Origin of the sequence: Streptomyces apocyni (assembly GCF_009739465.1) — a bacterium.
GTDB lineage: Bacteria > Actinomycetota > Actinomycetes > Streptomycetales > Streptomycetaceae > Streptomyces > Streptomyces apocyni.
In genome coordinates, this window is the sequence record NZ_WHOM01000061.1 from 217,973 (window position 1) to 229,883 (window position 11,911).

The 11,911-nt window shown below is 70.9% G+C and carries 8 protein-coding genes, 1 pseudogene and 1 riboswitch; of the genes and pseudogenes, 4 read left to right on the plus strand and 5 right to left on the minus strand.

Going from position 1 to position 11,911, the window contains the following annotated elements:
- Nucleotides 1–58: 58 nt before the first annotated feature.
- From GCN81_RS17515 to GCN81_RS17525, 3 genes are all read right to left on the minus strand, one after another.
- Nucleotides 59–826, minus strand: coding sequence for a M23 family metallopeptidase (locus GCN81_RS17515; RefSeq protein ID WP_156725572.1), 768 nt, complete (start codon nucleotides 824–826; stop codon nucleotides 59–61).
- A gap of 13 nt (nucleotides 827–839) precedes the next feature.
- Nucleotides 840–996: riboswitch (cyclic di-AMP (ydaO/yuaA leader) on the minus strand.
- A gap of 193 nt (nucleotides 997–1,189) precedes the next feature.
- On the minus strand, nucleotides 1,190–2,578 hold the full coding sequence (locus GCN81_RS17520) for a M16 family metallopeptidase (RefSeq protein ID WP_156725592.1): 1,389 nt from the start codon (nucleotides 2,576–2,578) through the stop codon (nucleotides 1,190–1,192).
- A gap of 20 nt (nucleotides 2,579–2,598) precedes the next feature.
- The gene (locus GCN81_RS17525; protein WP_156725573.1) at nucleotides 2,599–3,993 is read right to left on the minus strand and encodes a M16 family metallopeptidase; all 1,395 of its coding nucleotides are present in this window, start codon (nucleotides 3,991–3,993) and stop codon (nucleotides 2,599–2,601) included.
- Nucleotides 3,994–4,276: 283 nt separating this feature from the next.
- Here GCN81_RS17525 and GCN81_RS17530 point away from each other — a divergent pair, with 283 nt between their 5' ends.
- Nucleotides 4,277–6,739, plus strand: coding sequence for a DNA gyrase/topoisomerase IV subunit A (locus GCN81_RS17530; RefSeq protein ID WP_156725574.1), 2,463 nt, complete (start codon nucleotides 4,277–4,279; stop codon nucleotides 6,737–6,739).
- On the opposite strand, the gene GCN81_RS17535 is transcribed toward GCN81_RS17530, so the two are convergent.
- Nucleotides 6,736–7,893, minus strand: coding sequence for a CobW family GTP-binding protein (locus GCN81_RS17535; protein ID WP_156725575.1), 1,158 nt, complete (start codon nucleotides 7,891–7,893; stop codon nucleotides 6,736–6,738). The two genes, GCN81_RS17530 and GCN81_RS17535, sit on opposite strands and share 4 nt — an antisense overlap.
- A gap of 120 nt (nucleotides 7,894–8,013) precedes the next feature.
- Nucleotides 8,014–9,177: a citrate synthase gene (locus GCN81_RS17540; RefSeq protein WP_407697981.1), complete on the minus strand. Its 1,164-nt coding sequence runs from the start codon at nucleotides 9,175–9,177 to the stop codon at nucleotides 8,014–8,016.
- A 115-nt stretch (nucleotides 9,178–9,292) separates the two neighbouring features.
- Between GCN81_RS17540 and GCN81_RS17545 the strand changes: the two genes are divergently transcribed.
- From GCN81_RS17545 to GCN81_RS17555, 3 genes and pseudogenes are all read left to right on the plus strand, one after another.
- The gene (locus tag GCN81_RS17545; RefSeq protein WP_156725577.1) at nucleotides 9,293–10,570 is read left to right on the plus strand and encodes a citrate synthase family protein; all 1,278 of its coding nucleotides are present in this window, start codon (nucleotides 9,293–9,295) and stop codon (nucleotides 10,568–10,570) included.
- Nucleotides 10,571–10,591: 21 nt separating this feature from the next.
- A pseudogene (locus GCN81_RS17550) lies at nucleotides 10,592–10,870 on the plus strand (sucrase ferredoxin); the annotation flags it as partial.
- 97 nt (nucleotides 10,871–10,967) lie between these two features.
- Nucleotides 10,968–11,911 (plus strand): IS5 family transposase gene (locus GCN81_RS17555; protein WP_407697943.1). Its coding sequence is split into 2 segments (ribosomal slippage): nucleotides 10,968–11,396 and nucleotides 11,399–11,911, totalling 942 coding nucleotides; the frame shifts between segments, so codons are not numbered across the junction.

Below are 11,911 nucleotides of genomic sequence, written 5' to 3' on the forward strand. Positions count from 1 at the left end.
AAACCGGAAAGCCCCGGCTGGGGCAGCCGGGGCTTTCGGTGAGCGGAGACCGTGAGGATCAGGCGGGTACGCCGTGCGAGCGGAGGTAGGACACCGGGTCGATGTCCGAGCCGTACTCCGGGGAGGTACGGACCTCGAAGTGCAGGTGTGGCCCGGTGACGTTGCCGGTCGCGCCGGAGAGGCCTATCCGCTGGCCGGGCGTGACGCTCTGGCCGACCGAGACGCTGAGGGACGACAGGTGCCCGTACTGGGTGTACGTGCCGTCGTTCATGCGGATCACCACGTTGTTGCCGTACGCGCCGCCCCAGCCCGCCTCGACCACGGTGCCCGAGCCGACCGCCTGGACAGCCGTGCCGGACGCGGCGTGGAAGTCGACGCCGGTGTGGCTGCCGGACGACCAGACGGCGCCCCCGGCCTTGTATCCGGTCGAGACGTACGAGCCCGCGACGGGCGAGACGTACGCGTTCAGCCGCGCGCGCTCGGCCGCGCGTGCGGCGCGCTCCGCCTTCGCCTCGCGCGCTTCCTTCGCCTCGCGTGCTTCCTTGGCCTGCGCCTCGGCCCTGCGCTTCGCCTCAGCCGCGGCCTTCTCCTTGGCGGCGGCCTGCTCGGCGGCCTCCTGCTGCGCGGAGGCCTGCGCGTCGATCCGCTCGGCGAGCATGTCGTCGGCGGCGACCACGTTCAGGCCGGTGGCCGCGGCGGGGTGTGCGGCGAGCGCCGGAGAGGCGAGGGTGCCGATGACGCCCGTGGTGGTGAGGGCGGCGACGCCCGCGACGTTCGCGCCGGTGCGCGACAGACGGCTGGGGCGGCGGTGCTTCCCGGAGGCCATGAAGTGGCGAATCCTTTCCTTCCTTCTCGCCTACCGGGTTAGCTGACAGGTTCGGAGCAGGAAGGTCTCCTACGGGCCCCACGCGGGGAGGCGCCCGATTCACCTCAGGGACTGAGTGGGTCCCCGGCTCCCCAGGCTCGCGCCTGACGGGGACTCGGCGATGGCTGTCCGGTGCCGCGGATGCGGCGTACAGCCGACGAACAGCGCCCCGCACGCTAAACGGGGCATCTTTCCCTCCACAAACGGATCACGGCTTTTGAGGCACATGCCACAGGACAGACGCCCAACTCCCCGGCATTTCAGACATAGCGGGCCCCGGTGGCTTATCAGCCACCGGGGCCCCGTAAGAGTCCCGCTCCTCGACTAGCCCGTGACGACCGTCACTTCACCGATGCCGAGTGCCTTGACCGGCTCGGCGATCTGTCCGGCATCGCCGACCAGGACGGTGACCAGGCGGTCCACCGGGAAGGCGTTCACCGCCGCCGCGGTGGCCTCCACGGTGCCCGTCTCGGCCAGCATCCGGTACAACTGCGCCTGGAAGTCGTCCGGCAGATGCTGCTCGACCTGGTCCGCCAACGTGCTCGCGACCGCCGCGGCGGTCTCGTAGCGCAGCGGGGCCACACCCACCAGGTTCTGTACCGCGACGTCGCGCTCGGCGTCGGTGAGGCCCTCGGCGGCCAGGGTGCGCAGCACCTTCCACAGGTCGTCCAGGGCGGGGCCGGTGGACTCGGTGTCCACGGAGCCGCTGATGGCCAGCAGCGAGGCACCGGTGCCGTGGGCGTCGGAGCGCAGCACCTGGGCGAAGGCGCGCACACCGTAGGTGTAGCCCTTCTCCTCGCGCAGGACGCGGTCCAGGCGTGAGGTGAGGGTGCCGCCGAGGCAGTAGGCGCCGAGGACCTGGGCGGGCCAGACGCGGTCGTGCCGGTCGGGGCCGATCCGGCCGATGAGGAGCTGCGTCTGGACGGCGCCCGGGCGGTCCACGATGACGACGCGGCCGGTGTCGTCGGCGGTGATCGGCGCCGCGGGGCGCGGCTCGGGCGCCGGCCCCGTCCACTCCCCCAGCGTGTCGGCGAGCAGTTGCCCGAGGTCCGTACCGGCGAGGTCACCGACGACGACCGCGGTGGTGGTGGAGGGCCGCACATGGGCGTCGTAGAACGACCTGACCGCGGCGGCGTCGATGCGCTCGACGGTCTCCTCGGTGCCCTGGCGCGGGCGCGACATACGCGCGGTGGCGGGGAACAGCTCCTTGGAGAGCTCCTTGGCCGCGCGACGGTTCGGGTTCGCCATCTCGTGCGGGATCTCGTCCAGGCGGTTGCGCACCAGCCGCTTGACCTCGCTGTCGGCGAAGGCGGGCGCGCGCAGCGCGTCGGCGAGCAGGCCGAGCGCCTTGGGCAGCCGGGAGACCGGGACCTCGAGCGAGAGGCGCACCCCGGGGTGGTCGGCGTGCGCGTCCAGGGTGGCGCCGCAGCGCTCCAGCTCGGCGGCGAACTCCTCGGCCGAGTGCCGGTCAGTGCCTTCCGAGAAGGCGCGCGCCATGATGGTGGCGATGCCGTCCAGGCCGTCCGGCTCGGTGTCCAGCGGAGCGTCGAGGTTGAGCTCGACGGCGACGACCTGCTGCCCGGGGCGGTGGGAGCGCAGCACGGTCAGTCCGTTGGGGAGCGTGGAACGCTCGGGGGCCGGGAAGGCCCACGGCTTGGCCTCGCCCCCCTGGGGCTGCGGATGGAAGTCCATGGTCACGGTGGCCTCGGTCATCGCGGTGGTCTGGGTCTCCGTCACTTCGCCGCCTCGCCTTCCTGCACGTCGTTCCCCGCGGCGCCCGCCGCGTCGTCGGCGTCAGCTTCGGCGGCGCCTTCGTCTTCGTCCGCGGCAACGGGCTCGTAGACGAGCACCGCGCGGTTGTCGGGCCGCAGCCGGGCCGCCGCGACCTCCTGGACCTCCGCCGCGGTGATGTCCAGCACCCGCTGCACGGCGGTCAGCGCGAGCTGCGGGTCACCGAACAGCACCGCGTACCGGCACAGTTCGTCGGCGCGGCCCGCGACCGTGCCGAGCCGGTCCAGCCACTCGCGCTCCAACTGCGCCTGGGCGCGCTCCATCTCCTCGTCGGTGGGGCCTTCGGCCGCCAGCCGGGCGAGCTCCTCGTCGACCGCGGCCTCGATGGCCGGAACCTCGACGTCGTGGGACGTCTTGACGTCCAGCCAGCCAAGCGAGGGCGCACCAGCGAGCCGCAGGAGGCCGAATCCAGCCGCGACGGCGGTGCGATCGCGACGCACCAGCCGGTTGTAGAGCCGGGACGACTCACCGCCGCCGAGCACGGTGAGCGCCAGGTCGGCCGCGTCGCACGCGCGCGTGCCGTCCTCTGGGAGCCGGTAGGCGGCCATCAGGGCGCGGGCCGGCACCTCCTCCTCGACGACCTCGCGCAGCTCCTTGCCGATGATGTCGGGCAGTGCCCCGTCTCGCGGGGGCTGCTTGCCGTCGTGCGTCGGAATGGAGCCGAAGTACTTCTCGATCCAGGCGAGCGTCTGCTCGGGGTCGATGTCGCCGACCACCGAGAGCACCGCGTTGTTCGGCGCGTAGTACGTACGGAAGAACGTCCGCGCGTCGTCCAGCGTGGCCGCGTCCAGGTCGGCCATCGAGCCGATCGGGGTGTGGTGGTACGGGTGGCCCTCGGGGTAGGAGAGGGCGGTCAGCTTCTCGAAGGCCGTGCCGTAGGGGACGTTGTCGTACCGCTGGCGGCGTTCGTTCTTGACGACGTCTCGCTGGTTTTCCATCGACTCGTCGTCGAGCGCGGCGAGCAGGGAACCCATCCGGTCCGCCTCGAGCCACAGCGCGAGCTCCACCTGGTGGGCGGGCATCGTCTCGAAGTAGTTGGTGCGCTCGAAGCTGGTGGTGCCGTTCAGCGAGCCGCCCGCTCCCTGGACCAGCTCGAAGTGGCCGTTGCCCTTCACCTGTCCCGAGCCCTGGAACATCAGGTGCTCAAAGAGGTGGGCGAGGCCGGTACGGCCCTTGACTTCGTGGCGCGACCCGACGTCGTACCAGAGGCAGACCGCGGCGACCGGGGTCAGGTGGTCCTCGGAGAGCACCACGCGCAGGCCGTTGGCCAGCCGGTGCTCGGTCGCTGTCAGGCTGCCGGAGCCGGCCTGTGCTGTGGCCGTGTGACCCATGGGCATGTGGTCCCTTCGATCGCGTGCGGAATCGCGTACTGACTCGTCCCTGAGGGCATGCGGTGACCTACGTCGTTGACATACGCCAAGGCGGTCCTGTCACTGTATGCAAGCGTGCGGACATCTGGCGAAGTTCCCGTCCCGCGTAAGCCCACAGCGATCACCCGCGACCACCTGGCGACCACCCGGCGACCTCTTTGCACGGGTCGCGGTCCGCGTTGTCAGTGGCGCGGTCCACAATGGTCCGCATCAGAAGCCCGACTTTGTTGGTGAAGGAGCCGCAGCCGCGATGGCCCGCCGCAGCACGAAGACCCCGCGACCCGACGACAGCGAAGCCTACGAGGAGAAGATCCTCGACATCGACGTCGTCGACGAGATGCAGGGCTCCTTCCTGGAGTACGCCTACTCGGTCATCTACTCGCGCGCCCTGCCGGACGCCCGGGATGGCATGAAGCCGGTGCAGCGCCGCATCGTCTACCAAATGAACGAAATGGGCGTGCGCCCCGACCGCGGCTACGTGAAGTGCGCCCGCGTCGTCGGCGAGGTGATGGGCCGCCTGCACCCCCATGGCGACGCCTCGATCTACGACGCGCTGGTGCGCATGGCGCAGCCGTTCTCGATGCGCCTGCCCCTGGTCGACGGCCACGGCAACTTCGGTTCGCTGGGCAACGACGACCCGCCGGCCGCGATGCGGTACACCGAGTGCCGGATGGCCGACGCCAGCTCCCTGATGACCGAGTCGATCGACGAGGACACGGTCGACTTCGTCGCGAACTACGACGGCCAGGAGCAGGAGCCGGTCGCCCTCCCCGCGGCCTACCCGAACCTCCTGGTGAACGGCGCCTCCGGGATCGCCGTCGGTATGGCCACGAATATGCCGCCGCACAACCTCGGCGAGGTGATCGCGGCCGCCCGCCACCTCATCAAGCATCCGGGCGCCGACCTCGAGACGCTGATGCGCTTCGTACCCGGACCCGACCTGCCCACCGGTGGCCGGATCGTCGGCCTGGGCGGCATCAAGGACGCGTACGACAAGGGCCGTGGCACCTTCAAGATCCGCGCCACGGTGTCGGTGGAGAACGTCACGGCGCGACGCAAGGGCCTGGTGGTCACCGAACTGCCCTTCACGGTCGGTCCGGAGAAGGTCATCGCCAAGATCAAGGACCTGGTCAGCTCGAAGAAGCTGCAGGGCATCGCGGACGTGAAGGACCTCACCGACCGCAATCACGGCCTGCGGCTGGTCATCGAGATCAAGAACGGCTTCATCCCCGAGGCCGTCCTGGAGCAGCTGTACAAACTGACGCCGATGGAGGAGTCCTTCGGCATCAACAACGTGGCCCTGGTGGACGGCCAGCCGCTGACGCTGGGCCTCAAGGAACTGCTCGAGGTCTACCTCGACCACCGCTTCAACGTGGTACGCCGCCGCAGCGAGTTCCGGCGCGGCAAGCGGCGCGACCGGCTGCACCTGGTGGAGGGGTTGCTCGTCGCCCTCCTCGACATCGACGAGGTGATCCGCCTCATCCGCTCAAGCGAGAACTCCGCGCAGGCCAAGGAGCGCCTGATCGAGCGCTTCTCCCTGAGCGAGATCCAGACGCAGTACATCCTGGACACCCCGCTGCGCCGGCTGACCAAGTTCGACCGTATCGAGCTGGAGTCCGAGCGGGACCGGCTGCGGACCGAGATCGAGCAGCTCACCAAGATCCTGGAGTCGGACGCGGAGCTCCGCAAGCTGGTCTCCGCCGAACTCGCCGCGGTGGCCAAGAAGTTCGGCACCGAGCGCCGTACGGTCCTGTTGGAGTCGGCCGGTACTCCGGCCACCACCGTGCCGCTGGAGGTCGCGGATGACCCGTGCCGGGTCCTGCTGTCGTCGACGGGGCTGCTGGCACGTACGGCCCACGGCGAGCTGGCCTTCGACACCGAGGCCAGACGGACCAAGCACGATGTGATCGTGTCCGCGGTGCCCGCGACCCAGCGCGGCGAGGTCGGCGCGGTGCTCTCGTCCGGGCGGCTGTTGCGGCTGAACGTCATCGATTTGCCGCAGTTGCCGGAGACGGCGGCCGCGCCCAACCTCTCGGGTGGGGCGCCGGTCGCGGAGTTCCTCACGCTGGAGGCGGACGAGAAGCTGATCTGCCTGATGACGCTCGACGAGTCGTCGCCGGGCCTGGCGCTCGGCACCGAGCAGGGCATCGTCAAACGCGTGGCGCCGGATTATCCGGCCAACAGGGACGAGCTGGAGGTCATCACCTTGAAGGACGGTGACCGTATCGTCGGCGCGGCCGAGCTACAGACCGGCGAGGAGGATCTGGTCTTCATCACGGACGACGCCCAACTGCTGCGCTACCAGGCCTCACAGGTACGGCCACAGGGCCGCCCCGCGGGCGGTATGGCGGGTATCAAGCTCACCGCGGGCGCCAAGGTGATCTCGTTCACCGCGGTGGATCCGGCCGCGGACGCGATGGTGTTCACGGTGGCGGGCTCACGCGGGACCCTGGACGACTCGGTGCAGACCACCGCGAAGATCACGCCGTTCGACCAGTATCCGCGCAAGGGCCGGGCCACCGGCGGGGTGCGCTGCCAGCGTTTCCTGAAGGGCGAGGACTGCCTCTCCCTGGGCTGGGCCGGGCCCACTCCCGTGCTGGCCGCGCAGAAGAACGGCGCACCGGCCGAGGTCCCGGAGGTCGACCCGCGCCGGGACGGCTCGGGGGTGTCGCTCGCGAAGCCGGTGGCGGCGGTCGCGGGGCCCGCGGCTTAGTTCAACGACAGGTCGGATGCGTCCGGGTCGCCCACGTCGTGGGCGTCCCGGACGTCGTCCGCCGCCGCCTCCTGGACGTACCGTAGAACGCCCCACATGGCCTCGGGAGCGGCACCCCCGCGCGGCTGCCCGCTTCCCGCGCACTGCTGGAGCTGCTCCAGCAGCTTGTCCCCGTCGACCCCGGACCCGATCAGCACCAGCTGCGTACGCCGCTCCTCGCCCCGCGGCCAGGGCTCGGGATAGAACCGCAGAAACCGCCCGACGGCATGCAGCGCGTACCGGTTGCGCGGGTCGTGCGCGCCGAAGTCGACAAAGCCCTTGATGCGGTAGAGCCCTTCGGGCCTGGCATCGAGGAAGTCCAGCAGCCGACGCGGGTCCATGGCGTCATCCGAGGTGAACGACACGGCCTCGTACGCGGCATGCAGATGCCCCTCATGCCCGCCATGCCCGTGCCCACCGTGTCCGTGCGCGCCGTGTCCGTGCGCGTCGTGTCCGTGCGCGTCGTGGTCATCTCCTCCCAGATCGTCAAAGGACAGCTGCCCGAACCGCTCCCCCTTCGGCTTGCTCTCGAAGAGCAGCTCCGGGTCGATCCGCCCGTACACCGACGCGACCACCGCCGCACCGTCACCGAGCCCAGCGACCTCGGCGCTCACGCGCCGCCGCTCGCTCTCCCCCACCCGGTCCGTCTTGTTGAGCACGATCAGATCGGCGAGCGCGAGATGCCGCTCGATCTCGGGGTGCCGCTGCCTGGTCGCGCCGAACTCGGCGGCGTCGACGACCTCCAGCAGACCGCCGTACACAATGTGCGGGTTCTCGCTGCCCAGCAGCATCCGCACCAGCTCCTGCGGTTCGGCGAGACCGCTCGCCTCGATGACGATCACGTCAAGCCCGACGGACGGCCGGGTCAGCTTCTCCAGGTACGCGTCAAGCTCGCTGCCGTCCACGGCACAGCACAGACACCCGTTGCCCAGCGACACGGTCGAACCGACCTGTCCCGCCACCGTCATGGCGTCGATCTCGATGGACCCGAAGTCATTGACGATGACGCCGATGCGGTTACCGCCGCTGTGCCGCAGGAGATGGTTGAGCAAGGTCGTCTTACCCGACCCCAGAAACCCCGCGAGGACGACGACGGGGATCTGCCGCTGGCTCACCTTGGACCTTTCGTACGCTGCCGATACCGCCGCCACAGCATAGGCGGCGGGCCCCCCGGTCCTCGCCCGCGACTACTTCACCCCTGCCCCTGCTCCCGTTCGCCGGCACCGCCGAGCGGGTCACCGCCGGGTCGGCACTGGCTGTGGCGTGGGCGGACCCACGTACCGGGCCGCCGGGCGGATGATCTTTGAGTCCTCCGCCTGTTCCAGGATGTTGGCGCTCCAGCCGATCACCCGCGCCGCCGCGAACGTCGGCGTGAACATCTCGCGGGGCAGGCCGCACAGTTCCATGACCACTCCAGCGTAGAACTCGACGTTGGTGTGCAGCTCACGGCCCGGTTTGAGTTCCGCCAATATCGCCTCGACGCGCGCCTCGACCTCGACGGCGAAGTCGACCATCGGGCCGCCGAACCCCTGGGCGATGGAGCGCAGCATGCGTGAGCGCGGGTCCTCGGTGCGGTAGACGGGGTGACCGAAGCCCATGATGCGTTCGCCCGCGCGTACGCGTTCGCGAATCCAGGGGTCGATGCGGTCCGGGGTGCCGATGGCGTCCAGGGTGTCCAGGGCGCGGCTGGGCGCGCCGCCGTGCAGGGGGCCGGAGAGTGCCCCGATCGCGCCGGTCAGGCAGGCCGCGACGTCGGCGCCGGTGGAGGTGATGACGCGGGCGGTGAAGGTGGAGGCGTTGAAGCCGTGGTCGATGGTGGAGATCAGGTACTGCTCGACCGCCCGGGCGCGCTCCGGATCGGGCTCCGAACCGGTGAGCATGTAGAGGTAGTTGGCGGCGTACGGCAGATCATCACGCGGTGCGACGGGGTCCAGGCCCTGCCCGAGCCGGTAGAGCGCGGTGAGCAGCGTCGGCACCACGGCACACGCGGCCAGCGCGTCCACCCGGCGCCACGTGCCGTCGATGTCGTACACGGGGCGGAACCCCTGGGACGCCCCGAAGAGTGAGAGCGCCGTACGCAGCCCGGCGAGCGGCCCCGACACTACGGATGCCCGGGCGATCGCGGGCAGCGCTTCCCGTACGTCGTCCGGCAGGCGGCGTAGTTGGGCGGTCTGTTCGACGAACGCGGCCCGCTGTCCGGCGTCCGGCAGCTCGCCGTGGAACATCAGGTGCCATACGTCCTCGAAGCCGCGGGTCCGCGCCAGCTCTACGGCTGAGTACTGCCGGTAGTGGTAGAAGCCCTCGCGCCCCCTGACGTCCCCGATCGCCGTGTCGGTGACGACGACGCCCGCGAGCCCGCGGGGCATATCGGGCGTGGTGGCGGCAGTGGTCCCGTTCATCGTCATGTCTCTCCTCGCGGAACTCCTCGAACTTGATTTGACTGTCCACCCTTGACTCAATCAGTGTCAACGTTGATTGAGTCAATGTGAACGTCCATGCGGGTACAGTGAGGGCATGAGTGATCAAGGGGCGGAAGAGCCGGAGGCGGCAGCGCGGCTGACCACCAGAGAGGCCGCCGAACGACTCGGAGTGAAGCCCGAGACCGTGTACGCGTACGTCAGCCGGGGACAGCTCACCAGCCGACGCGGCCCCGGAGGCCGGGGCAGCACCTTCGACCCCAAGGAGGTCGACGCGCTGCTCCGCAAGGGCCGCCGCGAACCCACGGGGGGTGACGTCACCCAGCGCATCAGCACCAAGATCACCCTGATCGACAAGGACCGGTACTACTACCGGGGAGTCGACGCGACCGAGCTGGCGCGGCGCCACACCTACGAGGAGATCGCCGACTGGCTGTGGACCGGCACGCTGCGGCCTGGTGTCCGGTTCACCGCACAGGACGGCTCCCTCGCCGCAGCGCGCCGGGCGGTGACGGCGCTCCCCGAGTACGCCGGTTCGACGGACCGGCTACGGGTCGCCGCGATCGCCGCGTCCGCCGCCGATCCGCTGCGCTTCGACCTGACCCCTCAGGCCGTACTCGGCACCGCCCGTGGCCTGATCCCACTCCTCGTCGACGCCCTCCCCGAGGTCGGCCCTGAGCGTCTCGGGGACTGCGACGGCCACGGCGACGGCCACGGCGGCGATGGCCGACTGGCCTGGCGGCTTTGGTCGCGGCTGACAGCACGCAAGGCCGATGACCCCTCAGTGCGTGCGCTGGACCTGGCACTGGGGCTGCTGATCGACCACGACCTCGCGGCCTCCACGCTCGCCGTGCGGGTCGCCGCCTCCGCCAGGTCGCACCCGTACGCGGTGGTCTCGGCGGGGCTCGGCGCCCTGGAAGGGCCGCTGCACGGCGCGGCGAGCGGGCTGGCGCACCGGATGCTGACCGAGGTCCTGGAGCGGGGCAGCGCGGCGGCGGTCGTGGCGGACCATCTGCGCGCGGGGCGCCGGGTTCCGGGACTCGGGCACCGGCTGTACCCGGGCCCGGACCCGCGCGCGCAGGCGCTGTTCGCGGCCCTCGAAGCGCTGCCCGCCGCAGGCCCGGCCGTGGCCGCGGCGCGCGAGGTCGAGGCGGTGACGGCCCGCCATACCGCCCTGCACGCCAATGTCGATCTGGCCCTCGCGGCACTGTCGGTCGCCCACCAGATGCCCGCCGAGGCGGGCGAGACGGTGTTCGCCGTGGCCCGTACCGCGGGCTGGATCGCGCATGCGCTGGAGGAGTACGAGGAGCCGCCGCTGCGGATGCGGCCGAGCGGGCAGTACACCGGCCCCCGCCCGCCCAGGCCACTGCCGTGAGGGAGAGTTAGGCTCACCTTTGTGAGTACATGCGCGACCGCCTCGCGGGACCTGTTCGAGCCGCTCGCGGGCACCGCGGCCACCGCCAGGACCTGGCTGCTGCTCGAACAGCCGGGGCCCTGGGGCGCCAAGGCGCTCACTTCGAGCCATCTCGACCCGGCGCTCGGGCGCGCCCTGGAGGACGCGGCCGAGGGGACCGGGGTACGGGTCGCGCTGATCCGGCGGCCCGGCCGGCACGCGGACTGCCATACGGCGACGCGGCGGCGGGTCTTCGCGGCGCATGTGGCCCCGGGCGCGTGGACTCCGGGCGGCGCGCAGGCGCCGGACGCACTAGGCCGTTTCTGATGGTTCTTGGTGGGCTGGGTGGATCTCGTAGTTGTCCGGGCAGGACGCCCGTATGGTGCGGCGACACGAGCTCACGGACGCGCAGTGGCGGAAGATCGAACCTCTCCTGCCCGGTAACGGCAAGCCGGGCGGGCAGTGGGCGGATCACCGCAAGGTGATCAACGGGGTGTTGTTCCGGGCCCGGACCGGGGTGCCCTGGCCTGACCTGCCAGAACGGTACGGCCCCTGGCAGACCGTCTATGAGCGTCATCGTCGCTGGTCGGCCGACGGCACCTGGAAGGCTGTCCTGCGCGAGTTACAGATCGAGGCGGACGCCGCAGACCCGGACGGGGCGCTTGCCCGCAAGGCGGACCGGCGGGAATGGGCCGTGAACATCGACTCGACGTCCTGCCGGGCGCATCAGCACGCGGCCGGGGCGCCTCGCAAGCCCCCGGCCGACTACCCGCAAAAGGGGGCGGGACCCGTGAGGAAGCGGATGGGCGCGAGGCGTTGGGGCGCTCACGGGGCGGGCTGACCAGCAAGGTTCATCTGCTGTCCGACGACCGGGCCCGCCCGCTGCACTGGCTGACCTCGCCCGGTCAGCGAGGTGACAGCCCGATGTTCGCCCCGGTGCTGGACGGCTTGCGCATCCGGCGCCGCGGCACGGGCCGACCACGCAGCCGACCGGACCGGGTGCGCGGCGACAAGGCGTACTCCAGCCGGGACAACCGCGCCTACCTGCGGCGGCGCGGGATCAAGGCCACCATCGCTCAGCCCGATGACCAGCGGGCCCACCGCAAGCACCGGGGACAGGCCGGTGGCCGGCCCCCGGCCTTCGACAAAGCCCAGTACCGCCGTCGCAACGCGGTCGAGCGGTGCGTGAACAAGTGGAAGCAGTTCCGCGCGGTGGCCACCCGCTACGACAAACGCGACTACATCTTCAACGGCACCCTGACCGTCACCGCCATCGTCATCTGGCTCCGCGACACCGTCCAAGAGCCACCAGAAGCCCCCTAG

Excerpts from the sequence above, each read along its gene's own strand:
- GCN81_RS17525 (WP_156725573.1), bottom strand. The coding sequence starts at position 3,993 with ATGCCCATGGGTCACACGGCCACAGCACAGGCCGGCTCCGGCAGCCTG.
- GCN81_RS17530 (WP_156725574.1), top strand. The coding sequence starts at position 4,277 with ATGGCCCGCCGCAGCACGAAGACCCCGCGACCCGACGACAGCGAAGCC.
- GCN81_RS17545 (WP_156725577.1), top strand. The coding sequence starts at position 9,293 with ATGAGTGATCAAGGGGCGGAAGAGCCGGAGGCGGCAGCGCGGCTGACC.
- GCN81_RS17515 (WP_156725572.1), bottom strand. The coding sequence starts at position 826 with ATGGCCTCCGGGAAGCACCGCCGCCCCAGCCGTCTGTCGCGCACCGGC.
- GCN81_RS17540 (WP_407697981.1), bottom strand. The coding sequence starts at position 9,177 with ATGAACGGGACCACTGCCGCCACCACGCCCGATATGCCCCGCGGGCTC.
- GCN81_RS17520 (WP_156725592.1), bottom strand. The coding sequence starts at position 2,578 with ATGACCGAGGCCACCGTGACCATGGACTTCCATCCGCAGCCCCAGGGG.